Source organism: Desulfurobacterium crinifex (genome assembly GCF_054656775.1).
Genome location: NZ_BAAHXO010000004.1, coordinates 1,536,378 through 1,561,605 on the forward strand (window position 1 = coordinate 1,536,378; position 25,228 = coordinate 1,561,605).

General features: G+C 39.3%; 28 protein-coding genes. 5 read left to right on the forward strand and 23 right to left on the reverse strand.

Features of this window, described 5'->3' with window-relative positions; all coding sequences use genetic code 11:
- Window positions 1-1,269: a UDP-N-acetylglucosamine 1-carboxyvinyltransferase gene (gene murA / locus ACYQ3A_RS09970; protein WP_459897146.1), complete on the forward strand. Its 1,269-nt coding sequence runs from the start codon at window positions 1-3 to the stop codon at window positions 1,267-1,269.
- An 11-nt stretch (window positions 1,270-1,280) separates the two neighbouring features.
- The gene (gene hisG, locus ACYQ3A_RS09975) at window positions 1,281-1,916 is read left to right on the forward strand and encodes an ATP phosphoribosyltransferase (RefSeq protein WP_459897147.1); all 636 of its coding nucleotides are present in this window, start codon (window positions 1,281-1,283) and stop codon (window positions 1,914-1,916) included.
- Window positions 1,917-1,918: 2 nt separating this feature from the next.
- On the opposite strand, the gene purU is transcribed toward hisG, so the two are convergent.
- Both purU and glmS read right to left on the reverse strand, forming a co-directional pair.
- Window positions 1,919-2,773, reverse strand: coding sequence for a formyltetrahydrofolate deformylase (purU, locus tag ACYQ3A_RS09980; RefSeq protein ID WP_459897149.1), 855 nt, complete (start codon window positions 2,771-2,773; stop codon window positions 1,919-1,921).
- Window positions 2,774-2,775: 2 nt separating this feature from the next.
- Window positions 2,776-4,602: a glutamine--fructose-6-phosphate transaminase (isomerizing) gene (glmS, locus tag ACYQ3A_RS09985; protein ID WP_459897150.1), complete on the reverse strand. Its 1,827-nt coding sequence runs from the start codon at window positions 4,600-4,602 to the stop codon at window positions 2,776-2,778.
- Between the two features lie 47 nt (window positions 4,603-4,649).
- Between glmS and mnmE the strand changes: the two genes are divergently transcribed.
- The 3 genes from mnmE to ACYQ3A_RS10000 are packed head-to-tail and all read left to right on the forward strand — an operon-like array spanning window position 4,650 to window position 7,306.
- Window positions 4,650-6,044 (forward strand): tRNA uridine-5-carboxymethylaminomethyl(34) synthesis GTPase MnmE, encoded by a 1,395-nt coding sequence (gene mnmE / locus ACYQ3A_RS09990; protein ID WP_459897151.1) that lies wholly within the window; start codon window positions 4,650-4,652, stop codon window positions 6,042-6,044.
- Window positions 6,045-6,048: 4 nt separating this feature from the next.
- Window positions 6,049-6,945: a peptidoglycan DD-metalloendopeptidase family protein gene (locus ACYQ3A_RS09995; RefSeq protein ID WP_459897152.1), complete on the forward strand. Its 897-nt coding sequence runs from the start codon at window positions 6,049-6,051 to the stop codon at window positions 6,943-6,945.
- Window positions 6,920-7,306, forward strand: a complete 387-nt coding sequence (locus tag ACYQ3A_RS10000) for a bactofilin family protein (RefSeq protein WP_459897154.1) — start codon at window positions 6,920-6,922, stop codon at window positions 7,304-7,306. The genes ACYQ3A_RS09995 and ACYQ3A_RS10000 overlap by 26 nt, the downstream gene beginning before the upstream one ends.
- On the opposite strand, the gene ACYQ3A_RS10005 is transcribed toward ACYQ3A_RS10000, so the two are convergent.
- From ACYQ3A_RS10005 to ACYQ3A_RS10105, 21 genes are all read right to left on the reverse strand, one after another.
- Window positions 7,261-8,055 (reverse strand): 6-carboxyhexanoate--CoA ligase, encoded by a 795-nt coding sequence (locus tag ACYQ3A_RS10005; protein ID WP_459897155.1) that lies wholly within the window; start codon window positions 8,053-8,055, stop codon window positions 7,261-7,263. The genes ACYQ3A_RS10000 and ACYQ3A_RS10005 overlap by 46 nt on opposite strands.
- The gene (locus tag ACYQ3A_RS10010; protein ID WP_459897156.1) at window positions 8,039-9,154 is read right to left on the reverse strand and encodes a mechanosensitive ion channel family protein; all 1,116 of its coding nucleotides are present in this window, start codon (window positions 9,152-9,154) and stop codon (window positions 8,039-8,041) included. The genes ACYQ3A_RS10005 and ACYQ3A_RS10010 overlap by 17 nt, the downstream gene beginning before the upstream one ends.
- Before the next feature lie 23 nt (window positions 9,155-9,177).
- Window positions 9,178-9,630, reverse strand: a complete 453-nt coding sequence (gene dtd, locus ACYQ3A_RS10015; RefSeq protein WP_459897158.1) for a D-aminoacyl-tRNA deacylase — start codon at window positions 9,628-9,630, stop codon at window positions 9,178-9,180.
- 3 nt (window positions 9,631-9,633) lie between these two features.
- On the reverse strand, window positions 9,634-10,245 hold the full coding sequence (locus tag ACYQ3A_RS10020) for a MarC family protein (RefSeq protein ID WP_459897160.1): 612 nt from the start codon (window positions 10,243-10,245) through the stop codon (window positions 9,634-9,636).
- Complete coding sequence (locus ACYQ3A_RS10025) at window positions 10,233-11,105, reverse strand: UbiA-like polyprenyltransferase (RefSeq protein WP_459897162.1); 873 nt, start codon at window positions 11,103-11,105, stop codon at window positions 10,233-10,235. Before ACYQ3A_RS10025 ends, ACYQ3A_RS10020 begins: the two co-directional genes overlap by 13 nt.
- The gene (locus ACYQ3A_RS10030; protein ID WP_459897163.1) at window positions 11,102-11,896 is read right to left on the reverse strand and encodes an HAD-IIA family hydrolase; all 795 of its coding nucleotides are present in this window, start codon (window positions 11,894-11,896) and stop codon (window positions 11,102-11,104) included. Before ACYQ3A_RS10030 ends, ACYQ3A_RS10025 begins: the two co-directional genes overlap by 4 nt.
- Window position 11,897: 1 nt before the next feature.
- A complete protein-coding gene (locus tag ACYQ3A_RS10035; RefSeq protein WP_459897164.1) occupies window positions 11,898-13,103 on the reverse strand; it encodes a dicarboxylate/amino acid:cation symporter in 1,206 nt (401 codons plus the stop codon).
- 57 nt (window positions 13,104-13,160) lie between these two features.
- Complete coding sequence (locus tag ACYQ3A_RS10040; RefSeq protein WP_459897165.1) at window positions 13,161-14,006, reverse strand: fumarate hydratase; 846 nt, start codon at window positions 14,004-14,006, stop codon at window positions 13,161-13,163.
- A gap of 9 nt (window positions 14,007-14,015) precedes the next feature.
- Window positions 14,016-14,957 carry a malate dehydrogenase gene (gene mdh, locus ACYQ3A_RS10045; RefSeq protein ID WP_459897166.1) on the reverse strand — a complete coding sequence of 314 codons (942 nt, stop codon included), beginning with the start codon at window positions 14,955-14,957 and terminating at the stop codon, window positions 14,016-14,018.
- Between the two features lie 335 nt (window positions 14,958-15,292).
- A complete protein-coding gene (locus ACYQ3A_RS10050; RefSeq protein ID WP_459897167.1) occupies window positions 15,293-15,697 on the reverse strand; it encodes a 4Fe-4S binding protein in 405 nt (134 codons plus the stop codon).
- A gap of 9 nt (window positions 15,698-15,706) precedes the next feature.
- The gene (locus ACYQ3A_RS10055; RefSeq protein ID WP_459897168.1) at window positions 15,707-16,027 is read right to left on the reverse strand and encodes a hypothetical protein; all 321 of its coding nucleotides are present in this window, start codon (window positions 16,025-16,027) and stop codon (window positions 15,707-15,709) included.
- 5 nt (window positions 16,028-16,032) lie between these two features.
- Window positions 16,033-17,118 (reverse strand): hydrogenase large subunit, encoded by a 1,086-nt coding sequence (locus ACYQ3A_RS10060; protein ID WP_459897169.1) that lies wholly within the window; start codon window positions 17,116-17,118, stop codon window positions 16,033-16,035.
- Between the two features lies 1 nt (window position 17,119).
- Window positions 17,120-17,464, reverse strand: coding sequence for an NADH-quinone oxidoreductase subunit C (locus ACYQ3A_RS10065; RefSeq protein WP_459897170.1), 345 nt, complete (start codon window positions 17,462-17,464; stop codon window positions 17,120-17,122).
- Window positions 17,445-17,990, reverse strand: coding sequence for an NADH-quinone oxidoreductase subunit B family protein (locus ACYQ3A_RS10070; protein ID WP_459897171.1), 546 nt, complete (start codon window positions 17,988-17,990; stop codon window positions 17,445-17,447). Before ACYQ3A_RS10070 ends, ACYQ3A_RS10065 begins: the two co-directional genes overlap by 20 nt.
- A 1-nt stretch (window position 17,991) precedes the next feature.
- Window positions 17,992-18,834 carry a complex I subunit 1 family protein gene (locus ACYQ3A_RS10075; protein WP_459897173.1) on the reverse strand — a complete coding sequence of 281 codons (843 nt, stop codon included), beginning with the start codon at window positions 18,832-18,834 and terminating at the stop codon, window positions 17,992-17,994.
- Window positions 18,831-20,687 (reverse strand): proton-conducting transporter transmembrane domain-containing protein, encoded by a 1,857-nt coding sequence (locus tag ACYQ3A_RS10080; RefSeq protein ID WP_459897175.1) that lies wholly within the window; start codon window positions 20,685-20,687, stop codon window positions 18,831-18,833. Before ACYQ3A_RS10080 ends, ACYQ3A_RS10075 begins: the two co-directional genes overlap by 4 nt.
- A complete protein-coding gene (locus tag ACYQ3A_RS10085; RefSeq protein WP_459897176.1) occupies window positions 20,675-21,160 on the reverse strand; it encodes a Crp/Fnr family transcriptional regulator in 486 nt (161 codons plus the stop codon). Before ACYQ3A_RS10085 ends, ACYQ3A_RS10080 begins: the two co-directional genes overlap by 13 nt.
- Window positions 21,161-21,228: 68 nt before the next feature.
- A complete protein-coding gene (locus ACYQ3A_RS10090) occupies window positions 21,229-22,470 on the reverse strand; it encodes a Ni/Fe hydrogenase subunit alpha (RefSeq protein WP_459897177.1) in 1,242 nt (413 codons plus the stop codon).
- Complete coding sequence (locus ACYQ3A_RS10095) at window positions 22,454-23,239, reverse strand: NADH-quinone oxidoreductase subunit B family protein (protein WP_459897178.1); 786 nt, start codon at window positions 23,237-23,239, stop codon at window positions 22,454-22,456. Before ACYQ3A_RS10095 ends, ACYQ3A_RS10090 begins: the two co-directional genes overlap by 17 nt.
- Complete coding sequence (locus tag ACYQ3A_RS10100; RefSeq protein WP_459897179.1) at window positions 23,239-24,117, reverse strand: FAD/NAD(P)-binding protein; 879 nt, start codon at window positions 24,115-24,117, stop codon at window positions 23,239-23,241. The genes ACYQ3A_RS10095 and ACYQ3A_RS10100 overlap by 1 nt, the downstream gene beginning before the upstream one ends.
- Window positions 24,071-25,156, reverse strand: a complete 1,086-nt coding sequence (locus ACYQ3A_RS10105; RefSeq protein ID WP_459897181.1) for a 4Fe-4S dicluster domain-containing protein — start codon at window positions 25,154-25,156, stop codon at window positions 24,071-24,073. Before ACYQ3A_RS10105 ends, ACYQ3A_RS10100 begins: the two co-directional genes overlap by 47 nt.
- Window positions 25,157-25,228 lie beyond the last annotated feature (72 nt).

A 25,228-nucleotide genomic window follows, 5' to 3' on the forward strand; every position in this document is an offset into this window, starting at 1 on the left:
ATGGAAAAATTTGTTATAAAAGGTGGAAAAGAGCTCAAAGGAAGAGTCAGGATATCCGGTTCAAAAAATGCATCTCTTCCCATACTCTTCGCTTCAATATTGACCGGGAAGCTCAGGCTTTCAAACGTCCCAGACTTGAGAGATATAACAACAACCTGTCAGTTACTAAAACAGATGGGATTTGATGTTAGAAAAAGTGATAACACTGTAGAAGTTGAATCAGGAAAAAATATAAAAACCGAAGCACCCTATGAACTCGTGAAAACGATGAGAGCCTCCATTCTCTGCCTCGGTCCTCTACTTGCAAAGTATGGCAGAGCAAGAGTCTCCATGCCCGGAGGTTGTGCAATAGGATTAAGACCAGTAAACCTCCACCTTAAAGCCCTTTCAAAGATGGGAGCAGACATAAAAATAGACCATGGCTACATAACTGCTGAAGTAAACGGAAAGCTGAAAGGGTGCGAAATAACCTTTGACTTTCCAACTGTAGGTGGAACGGAAAATGTCCTGATGGCCGCTACTCTTGCAAAGGGAAAAACAATCATAAGAAATGCGGCGAAAGAACCGGAAATCGTTGATCTTGCAAGAGCTCTAAGGAAAGCTGGAGCTGAAATAGAAGGTGAAGGAACTGACGTAATAGAAATCAGAGGAACCTCAGATCTCAAAGAAATAGACTACAGAGTAATGCCCGACAGAATTGAAGCTGGAACGTTTATTGCAGCTGTGGGACTTGCAGGTGGTGAAGTGGAAATGGAGGAGTTTCCCTTTGAAACTCTGGGAGCAGTAATAGAGAAGTTTGAAGAAGCTGGATTAAAAATAGAAAAACTTGATAGCAACAGAGTACTTGTTAAAAAAGTGGATAGGTTAAAAGGAACAGATATTATTACTCAGCCATATCCAGGATTCCCGACTGATATGCAGGCTCAATTCATGGCTGCCATGTGCCTTGCTGATGGAATTTCTGTCATAAAGGAAACAATCTTTGAAAACCGCTTCATGCATGCGCTTGAACTCCAAAGGCTTGGAGCTAATATCTCCATAGAAGGAAACACTGTGGTTGTAAAGGGAGTAGAAAAGCTGATTGGTGCCAAGGTTACAGCTACAGATCTAAGGGCAAGTGCTTCTTTAGTCATAGCTGGGCTTGCAGCAGAAAACACGACAGAGGTTTATAGGATCTACCATCTTGACAGGGGCTATGAGAGAATGGAGAAAAAACTCCAGCTCCTTGGTGCGGACATCAGAAGAGAAAAGAGTGAACTTCCATACTAAAGGAGAAAAGAATGAAGTACGATCAGATAACAATTGCCCTCCCAAAAGGTAGGCTTTTAAAGGATGCAGTTGGCTTTCTTAAAGAGGCAGGGATCGACGCGTCAGAAACTTTGAAAGAGACAAGAAAGTTAATCTTCAATTGGGAAAATTTCAGATTCATACTGGTAAAACCTATGGATGTTCCAACCTACGTTTACTATGGAACGGCAGACATAGGAATTGCAGGTAAGGATGTTATCGAGGAAAAGGGATACGATCTCTATGAACCACTTGACCTTGGCTTTGGTGCCTGTAGATTATCAGTAGCAGAACCAGAAGAAATAGAAGAACCATATGATCTTGAAAAGCTTTCCTTTATCAGAGTTGCAACAAAATATCCACGGATAACTGACAACTACTTTAGAAGCAAAGGAATTCACCCTGAAATTATAGTTCTTTATGGCTCTGTAGAGTTAGCACCACTGGTAGGATTATCAGACAGAATTGTTGACCTTGTTCAGACCGGAACTACTCTGCGTGCCAATGGACTAAGAGAAGTTGACACGATTCTTCACTCAACCGCACGGCTTATAGTAAACAGGGCGAGCCTCAAAACCAGATACTCAATCATAAAACCGATAATAGACCGGATTAAAAAGGCTCTCTAATCTCAATCAAAGATTACGGTTTTGTTATCGTAAACAAGGATTTTATTTTCTAAATGCCATCTGACTGCTCTTGCAAGGACCAACTTCTCAAGGTCTCTACCTTTTCTAATCATATCCTCAATACTGTCTCTGTGACTTACTCTGACAACATCTTGCTCTATTATGGGACCCTGATCCAGTTCCTCTGTTACGTAGTGGCTTGTTGCTCCAATTATTTTTACTCCCCTCTCATAAGCCCTATGGTAGGGTTTTGCTCCCACAAAAGCTGGAAGGAACGAATGGTGAATGTTTATTATTCTGTTCCTAAATTCGTTAACGAATCTATCGCTTAGAATCTGCATGTAACGGGCAAGAACTATTAGATCAACATTTTCTTTCTTTAAAAGCTCAATCTCCCTCTCCTCAACTTCGAGCTTGTTCTCCTTGTTTTTTGGAAAGTGGTAAAAGGGAACTCCATACATTTCAACTATCGGTTTCAGATCTGGATGGTTACTTATAACAAGCTTTAGGTTCCCTTTTAGTTCTCCTGCCTTAAACCTGTAAAGGAGCTCGTAGAGACAGTGATCGTACTTTGAAACAAATATAGCAACATTCTGGATACTTGAGCTAAACTTTATCTGATAGTTCATCTGAAACTTTTCTGCTATTGGCCTAAAGGCTTCTGATATCCTACTTTTTGGTATCTTAAAGTTGCCCAAATCCCACTCAATTCTCATAAAGAATATCTCTTTCTGAGAGTCTATGTGCTGATCGGCATGAAGGATATTTCCGTTATTTTGGGCTATGAATCCTGTAATCTCTGCAAGTATTCCTTTTCTGTCTGGGCAGAAAATCAGAAGCGTTGCTGTTTCTCTCATTTTCACTCCACGGTTACACTCTTTGCAAGATTCCTCGGCTGATCAACATCGTAACCAAGAAAATCTGCAATGTAATAGGCAAAAAGCTGAAGTGGAACAACATTGACAATTGGTGACAGAAACTCATCAACTTCTGGAACTTCTATATAAAACGAAAGTTTCCTTATCTCCTCATCTCCATAATTGATTATAGATATAACTTTCCCTTTCCTCGCTCTAACTTCTTCTATATTTGAAAGTACTTTTTCTCGAACCCTACCACTTGTCGCCACAACAATAACTGGCATTGTTTCATCTATCAAAGCGATGGGACCATGCTTCATCTCACCAGCAGGATATCCTTCTGCATGTATGTAGGAGATCTCTTTCAGTTTCAATGCCCCCTCAAGGGCTATCGGATAATTGACGTGTCTTCCAAGATAGAGAGCATCAGAAGCTTTATAAAATTCAAGGGCTATTTTCTTGACAGTTTCTTTTTCTTTTTCGTTGTTCAGGAATTCTTCTATCTTAGAGGGAAGTTTCATTAGATGTTTGAAGAGGTTTTCTACTTCTTCATTGTTTAGAACATTCCTTTTCTTCCCAAGCCATAGGGAGAAAATGAAAAGTGCTGTAAGTTGAGTTGTAAATGCCTTTGTTGATGCTACACTTATCTCAGGACCTGCATAAGTGTAGATAGTGGTGTCGGCCTCTCTGGTAGCTGTGGAGCCTATGACATTACAAATTGCAAGAGTCTTTGCTCCTTTCTCTTTTGCAAGTTTCATTGCTGCAAGTGTGTCTGCTGTTTCTCCTGACTGGGTTATTACTATAACGAGAACCTTTTCGTCTAATACAGGATTTCTGTACCTGTATTCAGATGCATAATCCACTTCTACAGGAATATTGGCAAAGTTCTCAAAGTAGAACTTCCCTATGAGTCCTGCATGATATGAGGTTCCACAGGCAATGATGTGAATCCTGTCGAAGCTTTTAGGATTAATTCCTTCAAGTTCAGTTTCTTCTTTAAACCATGCCATGTTGCCGCTGATTGTGTCTGCAATTGCTCTTGGCTGTTCAAAGATCTCCTTGATCATGAAGTGCTTATAACCTGCTTTTTCAGCCTGGGCTATAGACCAGGGAATCAGGTTGATTTTTTTCTCTTTCTTTTTTCCTTCAAAGTCAAATACTTCAACGCTATCTTTTTTAACTATTGCCAGTTCAAAATCATCAAGAAAAATAGCTCTATTGGTGTATGGTAGAAAAGCCGGAATATCTGAGGCTATAAAGTTTTCTCCTTCTCCACAGCCAATGACCAGTGGACTATCTTTCCTGGCTGCAAAGATCTTGTCCGGTTCAAGAGTAGTAATAACTCCTATCGCGTAAGAGCCTTTGAGGCGTGAGATTGCTCTTCTAAAGGCTTCAAAGAAATTAGAAGAGTTAGAGAGCTCTTCCTCTATCAGATGGACAATTACTTCAGTATCTGTATCAGATGCAAATATGTGGCCTTTTGAGAGAAGTTCTTCTTTTAATTCAGGATAGTTTTCTATTATTCCATTATGAACAAGGGCTATCTTTTTGGAACAATCAACGTGTGGATGGGCATTTTTGTCTATAGGTCTGCCGTGGGTTGCCCATCGGGTATGACCAATGCCAATATTAGAAAAAAGGTTAAGTTTATTGAGCTCTATTTCAAGGTTTCTTATTTTTCCTTCTCTCTTGAATACTTTTAATTTTCCATCTACTACCAAAGCTATTCCAGCAGAATCGTATCCTCTATACTCAAGCCTTCTCAAACCATCCAGAATGACATTTTTGGCATTATCTTTACCAACATATCCTACAATTCCACACATAGTAATTCCCTTTATAAAATTTGCTAAAGTATAACACAGGAGGCATTATGAGAGATTACCTTTGCGAGGACACTATAGCTGCAATAGGAACACCCATCGGAAAAGGTGCAATAGGAATAGTTAGAATCTCAGGAAAAGATTCACTGAAAATACTCAAAGAGATCTTCAGAACAAAGAAAGGCACTAAAAAGGGAAGTTTTGAAGATAGGAAAATGCACTATGGTTTTGTTGTCGATAGCTCTGGAGAGCCTATAGATGAAGTCCTGGCTGTTTATATGAGAGCTCCAAAGACTTTTACAGGCGAAGACGTTGTGGAAATCCACAGTCACGGAGGAATCGTAGTTGTAAGAAAAATATTGAGAACAGTTCTTTCAAGAGGTGCAAGGCTTGCTGAACCGGGTGAATTTTCAATGAGAGCATTCGTAAACGGCAAGATAGATCTGGTACAGGCTGAAGCTATAAACGAACTCATCAATGCTAAAAGTGAATTTGGTGCAAAACTGGCGCTGAAGCAACTGGAAGGAGAACTCTCAAAAAAGATAAGAAAACTGAGGGATAAACTTCTTGAAGTCAAGGCTTACATAGAAGCTGCTGTTGACTTTCCCGATGAGGAGATAGAGATACTTGAATCGGGACACATCAAGGAAAGGATACTCGAGATAATAAAAGAGATAGATAAACTCATCTCAACTTACAGAGACGGAAAAATCCTAAAAGAGGGCATAAAGGTAGCAATTGTTGGAAGACCTAACGTTGGAAAATCATCCCTGCTCAACGCAATTCTGAGAGAGGAAAGGGCAATCGTTACAGAAATTCCGGGAACAACAAGAGACATTATCGAAGAAACAGTCACTCTTAAAGGTATTCCGTTGAGATTGATAGATACTGCCGGAATAAGAGAAGCTATGGACAAAGTAGAGCAGATAGGCATAGAGAGAAGTATAAAAAGCCTTGAAGAAGCAGATGTAATCCTTTTTGTTGTGGACGGATCTATTGGCTTTACTGAAGAAGATGAAAAGATAGCCGAAATCGCTAGGAAAAAGGAAAATGTAATCCTTGTAATTAACAAAAAAGATCTTGGGCTTAAAGTTTCCTGTAAGGAAGTTTTAGACTGGAAAGAGTGCGTTGAATTAAGTGCAAAGAACACCGAGGGAATAGATGAGCTTGGAGAAAAGATAATGAAGCTTATCCTTTTAGAACCTGAGACTATCTTAAGAGGAGAAGAGCCACTGCTCACAAATGAGAGACACAAGGATCTCCTTGAATTAACTAGAAATTCATTAAGTAAAGTAATTGAAAGCATTGAGATGGGATTTGAATCTCCAGAATTCCTCTCAATGGACATAGATGATGCCCTTCATTCACTTGGTAAAATTGTTGGACAGGTCACAACTGAGGATATGCTTGATATAATCTTTACACAATTCTGTATAGGAAAGTAGAAAATTGAAGGATAAAGATCAGAAGCTACAAATTATCTTGATTGAAGACGAGCTGGGGAAGGTTAGGAGGTATAGGGTTTCAAAGAGAAAAATAAAGATTTTGACAATCAGTGCTGTTCTCTTCACAGTAATTCTTATTGTATATGCAGGAGTCCTTACTTACAAATCTCTTAACTATTACGATCAGACCAGTAAGGAAATTGCAGAACTCAAAAAAGAACTTCACCAATATAAAAAAGAGAATACCCAGCTCAAAACAGAAGTTGCTGCTCTAAAAGAGGAAAAGGAAAATACCATACAAAAGTTGGCTAAAAGGATAGAAATCATAGACTCATTGATGAAAAAAGTTGGTGTAAATGTTTCTTCTGTTGACGAAGGGGAAGGTGGTCTTGCAGTACCAATAGAGGAGCTCTTCAACACTGACGACATAGATCTATCCTCTGTAATTCCAGGTCTTGACTACATAATTCACAACCTCAAAACAACACCTCTGGGCTACCCTACAATTGGAAGAATAACATCAGGTTTTGGACTTCGTAGAAATCCCGTTACAGGAAGAATAGAATTTCACCTCGGAGTTGACATAGCTAACAAGTGGGGAACTCCTGTAAGAGCACCAGCAGACGGGAAGGTTGTAAAGTCTGGCTGGTGTGGGTTAATGGGAAAGTGTATAGTTATCAAACATAATAATGACTTCTTAACCCGCTATGGACATTTAGCAAAACTTCTCGTTAGAAAAGGGGATTTTGTAGAAAGGGGGCAAATAATAGGAATGATAGGAAACACCGGTAGAAGTACCGGTCCTCATCTCCACTATACTATTAAATACAAAACCAAAATAGTAAACCCTATCAGCTATATGGAGGTCTCTGTTGATGATAAAGAAAAAGGAAAGCAATAGCTCAACAGAAATCAAAAGTATCCTTGCTGAAGGTTTGAAAATAGAGGGGAACGTTATAGCTGAAGGAAAAATAAGAATTGATGGAGAAATAAATGGGGACATCAAGGGAGATTATATAATACTTGGTGAAACTTCAAAGATAAAGGGAAACATTCTTTCAGAATTCATTGTTATAATGGGAACAGTTGAAGGAAATATATCTTCACGAGAGGTAGAAATTAAAACTACAGGTAAAATCAGAGGAGATATCGTAACTCAGAAACTTTCTATAGAACCAGGTGCAAGTATAGAAGGTACACTCAGGTCAGGAGATTTCTACGAAAATAGCATCTCTATTTCCTCAATTGAAACGGTTGAATAACCGGAAAATCCCTTAGCAATAAAGGGAACTTTTTCCAGATAGTGAATTAACTCTGATATCTTAACTTTGGGTTCTACAAATATCGCCCTGCCTCCCTTGGATAACCCTTGTGGTTTAATATTCTTTATACGGAAGTATCCTTTTCCTTTAAGAGAGAGATAACCTGTTGTGTAGTCTGGATCATCAGAAACACAAAGTTCACCTAAAACCCCTTCAAATGACAGAATCTTCGTTGAAAGAACAAGAGCTTCTTTAAAGTTCTCCGTATAACACTCTCTAACTGACTTTTTTAAGAGTTCACCCGTCTTTCTATCCACGTCAAGATAAGAAGCTCTAACTCCCCGATATTTATCTGGTTCAAGCCTTTTCCCGGATGGAACCTCTACAATCATTGCTCCTCTCATTGTTTTTCCGTCAGGCGCAGGACCAGACAGGAGTCTCTCATAAGTTTTAATTCCTAAATCCACTGGAATTTCCGATAGAGAGAAGAGCTTTTCCAGAAGGCTTTTAACACACTTGTATCCAGTAAGCTCAAAAACAGGAAGAAGAGGCTTGAAAATGGGAGACTCTTTTAATTCTTCAATTTTCAGGTTTATAAAGTCAGCCCTCCCTCTGGAATGGTTTAAAGCCCTATTTATCAATTGAACAGCAATAGATTCTATCTCGTTTTCAGAAACTATCCTTTCAGCTCCAGAAATGTGGAGGTCTCCTTTAGAACTTCTCATCTTTATACTATAGAGTTTCTCCATTTTTAACTTCTACCCTCAGAGGGTTTTTAAACCACACATCATTCTGAGGGAAAGGTATCTCTATGCCGTTTTCTTCGAAAAGATTGACTATTCTCTCGTGAAGCATTGATTTAATTCCAAAAGCCATATCTTTTTTCTCAACGTAGTAAATTAACTTAAAGAGTAGGGCGCTATCACCAAATTGAATGAAATAGACCGTAGGTGGAGGTTCTTTCAGTATTCCTTCTATTCCTTCTGTAGCTTTAACGAGAAGTTCCTTAACCTTTTCAACGTCTGAACCGTAGGCTACCCCAACTTCAACGAAATCCTTAACCCGTGGGTCTGGATAGAGGGAGTTTTCTATTATCCCTTCTGTCAGTTTTGAGTTTGGAATTGTTATAAGGTTATTACCTGTAATCGTTAAAATTTTTGTAGTTCTAAGACCTATATCGTAAACGTATCCTTCAACATCTATGTCTTTAATGTAAACTCTATCTCCTATTCTGAACTGTCTGTCGGTTACGAGAAGAACCCCTGAAATGAAGTTTTTGATCGTGTCTTGGGCTGCCAAACCCACAGCAAGAGAACCAATACCAAGAGATGCTACAAGAGAAGTTACATTGAATCCAAACTTGTCAAGAATAGCAATCAAAGCAATAGTAAAAACAAAAATGTTTACAAGTTTCGAAAGCATGGAGTAGTAAGTATCTACCAGAGGAGCTTCAGAAGGTGACACTTTTTTCTTCATGCCACTAGAAAACTTTTCAACGATTATGTCAAGGATCTTGACTGATATGAACGAGATTATTCCAACGTAGAGAATAAAAAATACTTTATCAACAATAAGAAAAGTCTTCTTAGGCATTGGTATTTGAATAATTGCCAAATCCAAGAAGAGGAGAGCTAAAAAGTAAGAAATCCAGACAGAAAGCTTTATAAAAAGCTTTTCTCCTTTCGTTAACTTCTCATCTCTCAGAAAAAACTTTAATAGAAGTTTTGTTATAAGTGAAGGAGACCGTAAAGAGATCACAGAAAGCAAGAAGAATACTAAGGCGAGAATATAATCTACCTTCAGCCATGAAGGTAAGTACTGAACTATCTGTGGAAGCTGTAATTCCATCTAATCTTTTCCTTTTATAAAATTCAACAAGAAAAGTCTTTACTGGTTAGTATAAAAGTAACAGGACCGTCGTTTACAATGTGGACTTTCATATCTGCTCCAAAAATTCCCGTTTGAACCTCAACCCCCAACTCCTTACACTTCTCAACAAACCGCTTGAACATCTCTTCAGCCCGTTCTGGATCTTCAGAAGACTGAAAGCTTGGTCTTCTACCTTTCCTGCAGTCAGCAGCAAGGGTAAAGTTTGGAACTATTAACAGAGAACCGTTTATATCCTTTACAGAAAGATTCATCTTCCCTGCTACATCCTCAAATATACGCAGGCTTACAATCTTATCCACCATCTTGTCTATGTAGGAGTTTATATCTCCCTTCTCAAATCCAACAAGGACAACTATTCCCTGTCCAATTTCTCCTACAGTTTCTCCCGAAACGACAACCTTTCCACTTAAAACCCTTTGAAGAACAACTTTCATTGTTTACCCCTGAGTCCAAAGGTGTTTTACCCCATCAACAACAAACTGAGAGCCAAGAGCTCCAACAAAAAGTCCAAAAACTCTTACAGTAACGTTTATTCCTGTTGTTCCAAGCCTCCTTGCAAGAACTCCAGCATTCTTTAAGGTAAAGTATATGATAATTACAGCAAGAAAAATCGAAAGAAGAAGCAATAACTCACTCCAGATACTTGCAGTCTCTTCTTTAAAGATTAAGACAGTAGTAAAAGCACCAGGCCCAAAAAGTATTGGAATTCCAAGAGGAATTATCGATATGTCATCCTTCTCCTTTGCAGCTTCACCTTCCTCCTCGGTATGCTTGGTCTTTGGAAGGTTCGCCTGAAGCATCTGAAACGCCATGTGAAGGAGAATGAGACCACCAAATATCTTTATGCTGAATATATTTACCCCTATAAGTTCAAGAAATCTCTCCCCTGCAATGATGGTAACAAGAAAGGCAATTAGAACAGTCAGAGAAGTCCTGAATGCAATCCTTTCAATAGCTTCGTGGTTATCAACAAGTCCTGCAACAATAATTGCCGCAAAAATTGGATCAACTATAACCAGAATAGAAATTAGGTATTTCAGGAGTTCCACATCATCTCCCACAGGTAGTTAACCAGAGTAAAGAAGAAAATTGTTAAACTTATGTAGCCGTTGAGGTTAAAAAATGCATAACCAATTTTACTTCTGTCCTGAGAAATAATCCTGTGCTCTTTCGCCATCAAAAAAGCAGAAATTCCAAGCCCTATGTAGTACCAGAATCCAAGGTTTTCTAAAACTCCAACCCCGATAAGACCAATCAACGTCAAAATGTGAAATAGTTTTGAAAGGATAAGCGCTCTCTCATCTCCAAGTACTGCTGGAATCGAGTAAAGCCCTTCTTTCCTGTCAAACTCCACATCCTGAAGGGCGTAGATTATGTCAAATCCTGTAACCCAGAGCCCGACTGAAAAAGAAAGAATAAAAGCAGAAAGAGAAACAGAACCTTTAACGACAATCCATGCTCCAAGTGGAGCAAGGGCAATAGCTACTCCTAAAACTATGTGGCACAAGTATGTGAACCGTTTTGTGAAGGAGTAGAGAACAAGAACTGAAACTGCTACTGGAGATAGTTTAAAAGCGAGAGGATTAAGCTTGTAAGCACTGTAAATCATAAGGACAAAACCAACAATTGCCAGAATTAAGGCTTCAGATTTTTTTACAATCCCCCTTGGAATATGTCTGTTAGCAGTTCTCGGATTTTTAGCATCAATTTCAGCATCTATAAGACGATTAAGACTCATTGCAGCTGTTCTTGCTCCGAAAAGGGCTACAACTATCCAGAACGTCTGATAGAGCGTTGGGAACCCGTGGGCAGCAACGAGAGCTGAAGTAAGAGCAAAAGGTAGAGCAAAAACCGTGTGCTCTACCTTTATCATTTCCATATAGACCTTTATTCTCTCTAACATTTTCATCCTTCTAACAGCTTTTTGCACTCACCAAGGTGGTCAAAAATATAGTCAGGTTGCAAGTTTCTCTCAACCTTATCAAGAATGGATGTGTTTCTGTATTTTCCGCTCAGAACAAAAACTGTCTTGAACCTCGCAACTTTTTTACCTTCCGCAAGGTCTGTAAAAGGATCATCACTTACCATGTAAACCTTTTCGGGATCTTTTATGCCAAGAAGCTCAAAAGCCCTTTCGAAATACTCCTTAGAGGGTTTTCCAAAGGAGATAATAGACTTACTTCCAGCATAAGATAGAGCAGTGGCAATAGCCCCAACGCTTGGTCCCACAAGCCCATCTGGGTCAAGTATCAATCTATTCATGTGAAACGAAAAAAGCTTAGCATTGTTTAATACAAGAGCAGAAGCAGCCACTTTCAACTTCTGGTAGTTAATTTCTCTATCCCTTCCAACAACGACAGCATCAACATTATGGTCATTCCTAACTTCAAACCCTTCTTCCTCAAAGAACTCCTTAATTTTTTCGGTTCCAAGGAAGTAGATTGATTTAACACCCTCTCTTCTTAGAAAGTTTGATGCAAGAAGGCTGGGAGAGATAAGTTTTTTTTCATTGACGTTAAACCCTTTTGATCTCAAGATTTCAATCAACTGATACGGTTTCTCGGTAGAGTTGTTAGTAGCAACAATCCATGGAATCCCTTTCTCTTCAAGGAGTTTAGTAAACTCAAGAGCTTCAGGTATCGGTGTATAACTTTTATCCTTTACTAGAGTCCCTTCAAGGTCAATAAGAAAACCAACCATTTCAAGCCTCCAGCTTAGAGTATCTATCAACTATTGCAGCCCCAATTGTATCTCCAAGAACGTTAACAGCTGTCCTACATCTGTCTAAAAACCAATCAACTGCAAGGATCAGACCTACCCCTTCCTGAGGAACTCCTACAGATTGAAGAACCAGAACCATTGTAACAAGTCCAGCCTCAGGAATTCCAGCAGCTCCTATTGCAGCAAGAGTTGCCGTTAAGAATATGATCAGATACTGACCCATAGAAAGGTCTATCCCATAAGCCTCAGCTAAAAACACAACCGCAACAGCCTCGTATAAAGCAGTTCCATCCATATTTATAGTTGCCCCAAGTGGAAGCGTAAACTCAGCAACCGTCCTTTTAACACCAGCAGCAGTCACACTTTTTAAAGTTACAGGAAGAGTAGCAGAAGAAGAGGCTGTTGCAAAGGCTGTTAGTAGCGCCTCTTTTACCTTTCCTATGTAGAAGTAAGGATTTTTCATAGTGAAAACATAATAAATGGCAGGAAGAATGACAAATGCATGAACAAAAAGGGCTATAAGAACTGTCAGGACATACTTTCCTAAGGAGTAAAGAACCGGAACTATGGTTTCAGCTCCACCCATTGATGCAATCTTTGAAGCAATGAGAGAAAAGATACCAATTGGAGCAAATTTTATTATCCATTCTGTGAGTTTCAGAAGAGCAATGTCCAACTCCGAAATTAACCTGTGAAGTTGAAGCTCTCTCTTCCACTCAACAGACAAAATTGCCAGAGATAAGAGGATTGTTGCAACAATGATAGGCAAGACGTTAAACTCTGCAAGTGCTTCAAAGATGTTGGGTGGAAGCAGGTTTACTATTAAGTCATGAATACTAAAGTTAACTTCCTTTTGAAAAGGAGTTTCAGTTTTTAGAGAAATTCCTTCACCGGGTCTTAACAGTATTACAGTGATAATTCCAATTCCAACCGCAAGAGAGGTAGTTAATGTATAGTAAAGAAAGGTCTTCACCCCTATCCGCTTAAACCTTTCAAGACTCTTCATGTTGAGAATTGAGTTTGCAATGGAAACAATGATAAGGGGAAGAACGACCATCTTAAGACCATTCAGGAATAGCTCACCGATAAAAGATGTAGCCAGTGCAAAACCTGGGAGATAACCACCCACGATAAAACCAAGAATAACTCCTGCTATCATAAAAAGAAGAAAGTTTCTGTTGTGCATAACAACTCCGATGAAAAAGTTAAGGCCGCTCTATACGAGCAGCCAGGAGGGTAACGGTTAGAGTTCGATCTCTTTGTGTCTTGAAGCGTGACACTGAATGTTTACAGCAACTGGGAGGGAGGCTATATGGCAGGGATACCATTCTATTTTAACGTCAAGTGCTGTAACTTTTCCACCAAATCCAGAAGGTCCTATTCCAAGCTTGTTGATCTCTTCAAGAAGTTCCTCTTCAAGCTTTGCATATCTCGGGTCGGGATTCCTGTGTCCGATAGGCCTTAAAAGAGCTTTCTTTGCAAGGAAAGCAACTTTTTCGAAAGTTCCACCAATCCCAACCCCAACTGTTATTGGAGGACAGGGATTTGGACCAGCATCGCTAACGGTTTTGATGACAAACTTTTTAACCCCTTCAATCCCATCAGCAGGCTTCAGCATTGCAAGGCGGCTCATGTTTTCACTTCCACCGCCCTTTGCAGCCATTGTTATCTTTACCTTATCACCAGGCACAATTCTGTAATGAATAACAGCAGGAGTATTATTCCCAGTATTCTTCCTATCAAAGAGAGGATCGCTAACGATGGATTTCCTCAAATAACCTTCAGTATAGCCTTCAGCAACCCCTCTGTTTATAGCCTCTTCCAGGTTACCGCCTACAAATCTAACATCCTGGCCAATTTCAAGGAAGATGACCGCAAAACCGGTATCCTGACAGTAAGGAATTTCCTCTGTGGCAGCAATTTTTGCGTTTTCTTTCAATATGTCAAAAACGTTCTTCCCTACAGGAGAAATTTCTTTCTTTTTCCCTTCCTCAAAAGCATTTAAAACATCCTGAGGAAGATAGTAATTTGCTTCCATACAGAGCTTTCTAACAGCCTTCCTAACCTCATCTACGTGAATTTCTCTCATTTTTTACTCCTAAAGAGGAAGTTTTTCCACAAGCTTTCTTACAGATTCAACAGACTTTCTCCATTGCTGCCACTCTTCGTCTGAAAGTTCAAGCTTGAGGATATCTTCAACACCTTCTTTACCAAGGATTATAGGAACACCAACACATAGTCCAGAAGCTCCGTAGTATTCTCCTACTTCACCATCAAGATAAACACTGGCAGATAAAATTTTTCTTTTATTCCAAAGAATAGAAATAACCATTTCGAGAATTGATGCAGCAGGAGCGTAAAAGGCACTTCCTGTTTTGAGAAGCTGTACAATCTCACCACCACCAAAACGAGTTCTCTCAATTAGCTCGTTTAGCTCTTCTTCTGATAAAAACTTTGTAATTGGTATACCACTTATCGTCGTGTATCCTTTGAGAGGAACCATATCGTCACCGTGACCACCTATGACAAAAGCTCTTATGTTTTCAACTGAAATTTTAGTCTTTTCTGAAATAAAGTAGGCAAATCTGGCAGAGTCAAGAACTCCTGCCATTCCCATAACTCTTTCTTTTGGGAAACCCGTAACTTTCAAAGCTGTATAAGTCATTGCATCGAGAGGATTTGTAACAACAATAACAAAAGCGTTTGGAGAGTACTTCTTAATCTGTTCAGAAACGCTTTTAACAACCTCAAAGTTTTTAAAGAGAAGGTCATCTCTGCTCATTCCAGGCTTTCTTGGAAAACCTGCTGTAATAATTACAACGTCGGAATTTGCAGTATCTTCATAGTTTCCTGTTCCAACAACGTGGGCATTAAAACCAAGAATTGGAGAGGCTTCCATAATATCGAGAGCTTTTCCCTTTGCAACTCCTTCGTTTATATCGATCAGAGTAATATCTGCAGTTTCTCTTCTTGCAAGAAGCAATGCAAGGGTTGAACCGATATTTCCTGCGCCAACTATTGTTATCTTTTTTCTATCCAACTTTCCCTCCTGCAAAAGTTTGTTTTAAAAGCCGCTTTATTTTAACATTTTTTTAACATGCACCTTTTCCCAACGGTGATACGGTATTCCTCTTCAAAGGGGTTTTAGTGAGCAGCAAGTAGTGAATGGGGAGCAGTGAGTGGTGAGTAGTTATATCCATATAGCCATATCCCCTTTTGTAAAGGGGATGACAAGGAATTATTAAACTTATGACTTGTAAATCCCCCTAATCCCCTTTGTTAAGTAAGAAAACTGCAGTAAAGAAAAAAATATGGCGGAGACAACCGCCTTAAAAAAACCTGTCTATTACATTTGAGCCTTTTTGAAAGAAGATGTTACGACTTTTTCTTCTTTCTCGCTTGTAACCACTTTTTCTTTGATTCATCAGCCTTTTTCTCAAGACTATCCCAATTTGGAAGCTCCTCTTCAGTTGCAGGAGGTGCAGTGTCCTCTACCTGTATAAGGCAACCAGGCTTTGGGCATGCCCTTACGCATTCACCACAATAGATACAGAGGTATGGATTATAGTGGAACTCTTTTGAACCGTCTTCGTTGTAGGTGAACCTTATTGCTCCTGGAGGACAGACCATTTCACACTTAGTACAGAAGATACAGAGCTCCTTCTTATAAACTATAAGTCCCCTATAGTTTGGTGGAGTTGGTGACGGTTCCAAAGGATATTTAACAGTCGCAGGCTTTTTAAAAAGATTCTTTAAAGATTCTATAAGCATGTCTTTCATAGTTTCCTCCTAATTGAGCAATCTATTGTAGAGGTCATTTTCTTCAGAGTTTCTAAGTTTTTCATGACATCCTATGCACCTTTCCAAAACTTTATGAGCATCAGAAAGCTCCATAACCTTTTTAATGGAATGACACTCAAAACAGTCCGCTCCGCACTTACTGTTAAAAGCAGATTCAAAGTGAGTAGGATGACAGTTTGTACAGGTATTTAGAACTTTATGTTCTCTATCCTTCGGAATATTGCTGTGACACTGGTAACAGTCACTACTACACGCAAAAGCAATCTGAAAAGTCAGAAGGAGAGAGAGAACAAAGAAAATCCCTCTCATCCTTCTTACCTCGCAGTACAAGATAAACATGGGTCAAAACTTATAACCGTTGCTGGAACATCTGCGTAGTCCATTCCGATGAATAGTTCTTTCATCACAGGAATGTTCGCAAATGTTGGAACTCTTATTCTAAGCCTATCTAAAATCATTTTCTTACTGGCTTTCACGTAGTAGAAGAGCTCTCCTCTTGGCGCTTCTATTCTTACAAAGGTTTCACCTTCAGGAAGTCCCTTAACTGGAACCTTTATGTCACCCTCAGGCATTCCATCTAATATGTTAAATAGCATATCTAAGGAATTTAAAGTTTCCTCTGCTCTTACCATATTTCTTGCGTATATATTTCCACCTTTCATTGTAATCAATTTGTATCCAACCTCTTTAAAAGGCAGATAGTTAAACTCGTTTCTTACGTCTGTTGCAAGTTCTGAAGCTCGAGCAGGTGGCCCAACAACATTAAGTTCCTTTGCCATTTTCGGAGTAATAACTCCTACTCCTTTCCATCTAAGTTTTATCGTGTAGTCGTTTTCAAAAACATCTTTCAGCCATAGACACCTTTCTTGTAGAGCCTTTAATTTCTCCCTTAATTCTTTTTCAACTTCAGGAGTGAGATCTCTATTTACTCCTCCAATAGTTGCGTAATCAAATTGAATTCTATTTCCAGTAACAAGCTCTTGGAGCTCCATTACAAGTTCTCTATCTCTAAAGGTATGCATAAAGAGGTTTTCATATCCAGCAACCTCTGCTAAGTGTCCCATAGCAAGTAAGTGGGAATGAATACGATCAAGTTCGCTTACTAAAAGTCTTAGATATAGGGCTTTCTTAGGTACTTCAATTTCCATTAATCTTTCGACAGCCGTTACATATCCTAAGGTATGCGAAATAGCACAAAGACCACAAACTCTTGCAACAACATAACCTATTTGTGTATACTTGAATTTTGTCATACAGGCTTTTTCAATTCCTCTATGGACATAACCAACATCAACTTCGACATCAACTATCTTCTCATTTTCTGTTTGAAAGACAAACCTTATTGGCTCTGGAAGTGCTACGTGCTGACTACCAAACGGAATAGTTATCCTGTTTCCCATCTTAGCCTCTCCTTAAAGGTGCTTTTGGACTATCTGGCTCAAGAAAGAGTCCCTTCTTAGCTCCTTCTACGTTAAGACCCAAAAGGTCTGCAAGTTCCCATTCGGATATCCAGGCAGAAGGAATAATGTAGGTTATAGTAGGAACCTCATCATCGTAATTTGCTTCAGCAGTAAAGACTTTGAAAACCTCTTCCTCGCCGTACTTAGCAAAGAACCATTTAAGTTCTACTTTTCCACCAATGTCCGTTCCATTTACGGTGATAAAATGCCACTCTTCAGGGTTGTAAAAATCCCTAATTGCCCTTCTAACATCTCTGAGAGGAACTTTAATCTCTTCTACCTTCATAGCACCTCCTAATACCTTCAGCAACAATCTTTCTCCTATTAAGCTGCTTTCCTAAAACGTACTCAATATCACCAGCACATCTCCTGGTAAGCTGAAGGTCTTTCTTCTTCTTCTTCTCTAAAATCTCAAGAGCTCTAACAACACCATCAATAATGTTTTCCGGTCTTGCAGCACATCCCGGAACATAAACATCAACAGGAATGAACTTATCGACACCGTTCTCAACGTTGTACATTCCCCTGAAGACGCCTCCTGTGCAGGCACAAGCTCCAACTGCAACGACAACTTTTGGTTCAGGCATTTCCATATAGAGTCTTATTAGTCTCTCTCTGGCTCTCTTAGTTACTGGTCCAGTAACTAAGAGGATATCTGACTGCTTTGGATTTCCTCTGTTTAAAATTCCAAATCTTTCAAGGTCATACTTTGGAGCAAGACACGCCAAAATTTCAACGTCGCAACCGTTACAACTTCCTGTGTTATAGTGGAGTATCCATGGAGACTTTTTTCTATACTTTTTTAGGTTCATCTTAAGCCCTCCAGAGTGCTAATAGCATAAGATTAATAACAACAAGAGGAATAAGAATATACCAGTGGAAAGACACCATTTGCCTGAAGTTCACTCTTGCTGTTGCATTATCGATAAGGTTAACGATAAAGAAAGACAGGACTACTAAAACTGCTCCAAGGAAGTAGTTACTTCCGGCAAAGAGGAATACAAAGAAGAACGCATAAACGTACTCAATCCACTTGGCTGTATATACAGCTTCGTAGAACTTGCCTGAATACTCTATTTCAGGTCCACCTATAATTTCCTGATGAGCTTCAGCAATGTCAAATGGAGATTTTTTCAAAACAGCAGGTAAAGAAAGAAGGAAAGCGATAAATACGAGAGGAAGTGTTAAGATAGGAACAGTGTCTGTTTTAAGAAGTTCTGAAACTTGGAAAGTACCTGTTACAAGGTAAAGTCCCACAGCAGCAAGAACAAAAATAGGCTCATAGGCAAGCATGTGGATTAGCTCTCTCATAGCTCCAACGACCGAATAAGGAGACCTTACACTAAAACCACCTATTACAAGGAAAGCAAGAGAAAGAACGTGGAAGAAGATAGCAATTAAAATATCTCCTCCGGAAAGGAGAACGTAAAGAGAAAACCAAGTTCCTATCAGATACATGATTCCCATGAATGCATGGAATGAGTGAATCATGATGGATCTTTTATCCATCAGCTTGAAAAAGTCATAGAAAGGCTGAAGAAGAGGAGGCCCTTGGCGGTTTTGCATTCTTGCTCTAACAATTCTCTCAAAACCGTATACCAATCCACCGATAAACGGGGAAAGAAGAGTCAAAATCAGTGAAAGTTCCTTGCTCATACCAGACCACCTCCCAGGATAAGAGTAAGAACAAAGAAGGCAATAGCAATAGTCTCTACAAAGGGTTCTATTCTGGAAACACAGCAGAAGTTGTAGGTTCCAATATTTAGTGGAATATTCTCTCCACAGGTATATTCATAAACCTTGTCTGCTTTAAAGTGAATGAAGTAGGCAAAGATAGGAACTATCATGAGTAGAATAATAGCTCCTATAATCTGCCAGTCGTAGATCTGAGATACAGGAGTAATAAGAGTTAAACCTTCAGCTTTTATATTTGCAAATTCACCGGTTATGTCTTTAACAACAAGATTTACAAAATCTGTGGAAAGACGAGCAATAAAGAGAGAACCTACAATGGTGGAAATTACATACAGCCCCGTAGTAAACATATAGATAAATGGTAGTTTCTCAAGCTTAAAGCTTACAAATTCTCCACTCTTTCTGCTAATAACCCCGATAACTTTAAAGTAAAGCAGTGTAAGTATGACTCCACCAATGGTAATAAAGATTATTGAAGCAATGTAAGCACCGTGAGAAATGAAGTTGGAAGCCTCTTCTAAGGTAATCCACTTAGCAATGAAAATACCATAAGGAACAATTGTCATACTCATAAATCCAAGCACAATGAAGAAAACAGTAATAGGAGCTTTTTCTATAAGTCTTCTCATTTCTTCTATGTACTTGACATGGAACTCTTTTTCCATGATTCCAGCTTCAAGGAAGAGGAGAGCCTTCACAATTCCATGGAATAGAATAAGTAAAATGGAAGCAAGAATAGCTATCGAGCTACCCATACTTGCTGTAAGCATCATCAATCCAAGCAAGGAAATCGTTGAGTAAGCAAGGATCTTTTTAAAGTTGTTCTGGGTAAGAGCTAAAAGTCCCGCAGCTACAAAAACAAACCCCGTTGTTGTAATGAGAAGCTTTGCAAGAAGAGTGCCTTTTATTACTGGTGAGATTCTAAGAATCAGATAAGGAGCAATTTTCACCATCGTTGCAGAGTGAAGAATCGCACTAACTGGAGTAGGTGCAACCATTGCCCCAAGTAACCACTTATGGAAAGGCATTTGTGCACCTTTAACAAGAGCAGAAATAGAGAGGAATCCGAGAGGTATCATAGAAATAGCAGCAGCATTAATATTCAAGATGTCTGTGAAGTTATAAACGTTGTAATACTTAATCGCGAAAAGAATACCTATCAAAATGGCAATACCACCTACTTGGTTCATCCAAAGAGCTCTTAGTGCATTCTTAACAGAGATTTCATCCCATCTAAATCTGATAAGTATGTAAGAAGCAAGTGTTGTTGTCTCGAAAAGAGCAAAGAACCATTCAAGGTTATTAACTGAAGCAATAAGGTTCATTACTCCCAAGAACCATAGAAGAATCGCCACAAATCGGTTTTCTCTATCAAGGTTTTCCTGTTCCATGTATTTAGTCGCATAGATACAAATGATTGTTCCTACGGTTGCGACTAAGAGATACATAAAAGATGTAAGTCTATCTACGTAGATTGGTGGAGTTGTCGAATGGGGTAGAATGAGAAGAACCCAGGTCAAGAGGAAAAGCTGAGCAATCGCAAGAACTGAAACAAGGAAGTTTCTAAACTTAATTCCCTGATAGAGGAAGTAACCAAGAAGCAGGTAGTCAAATACAGTTATGGCTGTTTCTACCCAGTGGGGTGTTTCAACAAAGAAAGGCAGGTTACCGTTCCAAACCTTAAATGCAAGATAGGTTAAAACTGGCAGTGATAGAAAAGTTAGAATCTGCCTGAGTCTGTGGTTGGGAGATAAGAACACTGCCAGCGCAAAAATCCACGGAAGGACAACAAGAAGTCCAACTATTTGCGCCATTTTTCACCTCCTACGGTTCTAAAGAAACAGAAAATATCTGCAAACTTCTTATCTTCTTCTTTCAGTCTTACGGAAATTACATTTGTGACGACTTCAAGAAGTTTAATTGCTATCTGGATATACTCTTCTTTTAAATATGAATAGCTTTCCTTAGATAAAGATAAAGTTTTTACATCTGTTTCTGCAACAGCACGCAAAGAGTGAAACGTTTCAAGAAAGAAAGCGCACTCTCCGAGAGGCGTTCCTCCATTAACTAAAGCAACTTTTGTCCAGTTTCCAAAGTTGTCGCTCCTGTAAAGACCGATTCTTCCTTCTCTGACAAAAAGAACCTCCTCTGCCTTATCTCCCTGATCAAAGATGACATCTCCTTTTTGAAACTCAATTTCGTTGAAAATTTCTGAAAGTAATTCTTTCTCCTTTTCGTTAAACTCATCAAAAAGTCTGCACGTTTCAACCAAATAACTCTTTACCATTCCTATCTCCTGACAACCTTTATGAATTCTTCGTTTTCCCCACCGAACTGGTGGACAGCACAAGCAATTCAGGGATCGTAAGCACGTATGAGCATCTCTGCTCTTTTCTTTAGCTCCAAATCATCTGCATCAGGAGAAAGGCCTACAAGGTCTCCTAAATCCTTCTCTATTATTGCCTGTAGCTGGGCTGTCGGAGTAATTATGTTTGCAGAAACACATCTTCCAGATTCATCAAAGGTGTACTTGTGGTAGAGAGTTCCCCTTGGAGCTTCTTTAACTCCGTAACCAGTTCCTGCTTTTGGCTTTACTTCAACTTCTCCCCTAAACGGATAAGAGTTAATAAGCATCTGGGTAACTTCTATTCCCTCAAGGGCAAGCTCAAGCATCTCAACTGCCCTTGCAACATTTGCGTGAAGAGAATTATCGGAAGGGAAAGATGTTTCAAGGAGTGAAACAACCTCTTTCGTTTCGGATCTCAGGTTATCAAGATGGTAGTTAATCCTTGATAGCGGTCCTATAAGGAAAGGTTTCCCTTTAACGGTTGAATATTTTGCAGTGCTGTAAGTAGAAGTTTTTTCCTCTACAAAGAGTTCATACTCTTTCTTTGTAAATAGTGTTCCATCAGAAAGAGCAAGATTGTCCCCCATAAGGGTGAATCTGTCGCCATCTATACAGAGAGATAGAGGATATTTTTCATTAAACTTCGGATACTCAAAAGAATCAAAGAGGGAAATTGTTGCCTTTATCTCTGGGATAACCTTATAAAGGTCATCCTGAACCTTTTGAAGTTGCTCTTTTGAAGGAACAGACTTGAAACCTCCAGGAAGTATGTTCTCTCCATGAATGGTTTTTCCACCAATTAACTTCATAATTTTGTTTCCAACATCTTTTAGGAAAAATCCCCTTTTAACGACATTTGGATAATCTTTTGCCATCGCGAGGGTTGACGGATACCCCATGTAGTCAGGAAGGGCTAAGAAGTAAAGGTGTAGAGCATGACTTTCAAGGTACTCGCCTACTACCAAAAGCCTTCTTAAAAGTTCTATTTCTGGAGTAACTTCTACTCCAAAGGCATCCTCAATCGCAGATATAGAAGCAAGTCTATGAGAAACGTAGCAGATCCCACAAATCCTTGAAACTATTTTGGGAATTTCTGTATAAAGTCTTTCCCTTGTAATATACTCAAAAAACCTGGGACCCTCTGTAAATCTTAGTTTTATCTCTTTTAATCTTTCATTTTCAAAAACAATGTTAACTGCACCGTGTCCTTCAACACGAGTAAGATGGTTTATATTAAGCTCCTTTTTCATCCAAAGCACCCCTCGAAATGAGTTTTGAAATTCCATCCTGAGCTTGTTTTCCTCTGAAGACCTTTACGAACCTGAAAGCATCTTCTTCAAAGAGACCATTTTTCTTCAAGATAGAAATCATCTCCTCATAGTTTGGAAAGTCACAATCTCCTCTACATCCCTGACATCCAACTCCGGAAACAGTGCATGGAGCTCCACATCCGGCAAAGGTGATTGGACCTTGACATGGAATTCCTTTAAGAGTTAAACACTCAGTCTCAGAGAGCTTACACTCGTGGCAGACAGGTATCTTTGGGAAGAAAGGTTTCACGCCGTTTAGCAAAAAGGCAACTGTATAAACAAACTGTCTCTTGTCTAAAGGACAACCAGGAAGCTCGTAATCAACCTCAACAATCTCAGAAACTGCCTTTGGTTTTGAGACCTTTACAGAGAGTTCTGTGGTTCCATAAACCTCTTTCAGCATCTCTTCGATAGTAACCTCATCGTTCCTCTGAGACTGAACTCCTCCGTAACAGGCACAACTTCCTATGGCAACAAGGATCTTAGAAATTTCCCTTCCTTTCCTGACCTTTTCTTCGTCAAGATCTGTCGTTACAGATCCCTCAACGAAAAGAACATCAAACTCCTCAAAGGAGTTACTATCTTGAGCCAATGGAAAATAACTAAACTCAACCTTTCCAAGAAGTTTGTATATGGCGTCCTCACAGTTGAGGATCTCACACTGACAGCCTGAACACCCGGTTAACCCCATAACTCCAATCTTCACCATCAGATCATCTCCGGAAGGTTTTTTGTATCCCACAAGGGAAAGATTGGACCATCAACACAGGCAAACTTGTAACCTATCTGACAGTGACCACATTTCCCAATTCCACATTCCATCTTTCTTTCCAATGAAACAAAAACTTGGCTTTCAGGATAACCGTTTTTTATGAGCTCCTTTCCAATAAACCTGTAAGCAACTGGAGGGCCACAAACGGCAACAAAAGTCTCCTGTGGATCGAGAGCAACTTCAGGAATAAGAGTCGTTATAAGACCTTCCCTGTCTGTCCACTTTTTATCTTCTTCACTTTTAAACTTATCAAGAATGTAAAGACACTTAATATCGTTTCTTTCTTTTAGTCTTCTTAATTCTTCCTTGTAAAGGACACTCTCATAGTTTCTCGTTCCGTAGAGAATGTAAACATCTTTATAAAGATGTCTTTTATCAAGTATATACCATATAAGAGAACGAAGTGGGGCAATACCAAGTCCCCCGGCAATTATTAAGACGTTATGCCCTTCCATTATCTCTACAGGAAAACCATTACCGTAAGGGCCTCTTATTGCCACTAAGTCTCCGGGCTTCATCCTATGAAGAACTTCCGTTTTTCTTCCGACCTTTCTGACAGTTAACTCAATTGTTCCCTTCCTTGTGGGAGAAGAGCAGATGGAAATCGGAATCTCTCCAGCCTTGGGAACTGTGAGCATTACAAACTGGCCTGGGATGTGGCTCCACTTCTCATTAACCTCTTCATTCAAAAAGACAAACGAGAACTTCTTATGGTCAGGAGCTAAATCCTCAATATCCGTTATAAGAGCTTTCTCTGGCTTAAACGGATTAATCGGTAGAGGTTTCGTTAAAAGCTTCTCGAAGCTCTTTTTCATCTTCAACACCCCTAAGCTTTTTGATAGTCTCAACCATACTTATCTTTGCCGGACACTCCGCAGAACACCTGCCGCAACCAACACAGCCAAGTTTCTCTATTTGATAGGAATAGCCAACAAACTTGTGGTAGTAACGGTGCTTGAACCGGGCAGAACGCTGCGGTTTGAAGTAATGACCACCAGCAACTAAGGAGTAGTAGGGATACTGGCAAGAAGTTGTGAATTCAACTCTTGAAATCTTCTTTCCATTAAGATCTGGAATATCAACTGCTGTGTAACAGAAACAGGTTGGACAGACGTTTGTACAGGTTCCACACCCAAGACATTTCTTTGCCTCTTCTTCCCAGACCTCTGAATCGTACTCAAGCTCTATCACCTGAGAAATTCTTCCAAGATCTGGGAGTTTATCAAGATTAAAGAGAAACTTCTTTTGAGAGGTACTCTTCTTATAGAGGGACAGATCTTCCTTCGTTATCTCCCTGAAGAGCCCTTTCAAAGAGATGATAATCTCATCTCCTTTAGGACTTCCAATTGTCACAAAGTAATCATTTCCAATATCTGTAAGGAAGAGATCCCAGTTTGTACCATCCGGAAAAGCTGTCCCTGTAGAAAGGCAGAAACAAAAGTCATCAGGTTTACAAGAAAGTCCTATCAGTACAGTCCTTTTCCTTACCTCTAAGTATCGGGGATCTGGATTTTCTTTAAGATAGACTGAGTCGAGTATTGAGATACCGTGAAGATCGCATGAATGAATTCCAAAAATCACCTGATTTTCAGGAGTAAAGTTATCTTTGAACTCTAAGGTCTCAACATCATAAGAGAAACGTTCTCTTCTATAGGGAATGAGAAACTTTTTTGGAGGTAAAATAGTTCGAGTGTAATTAACCTCAACTTCAGATGTGTCATCTATAACGTCAAAAAAGAACTTTTCTTTTTTCTTCTTAGGGGCTATTAGAACACCAAAATTCTTTAATCCTTCAAGGAAAGTTCGAAAATTGCTCTTTGGAAGCACTTTTGCCTTATCTATATGAAACTCCAATCTATCCACCTCCTTGCTAACATGTTAAGGAATTTATATAAAAATTAATTGATTAAGTCAAGAGTTTCGAAA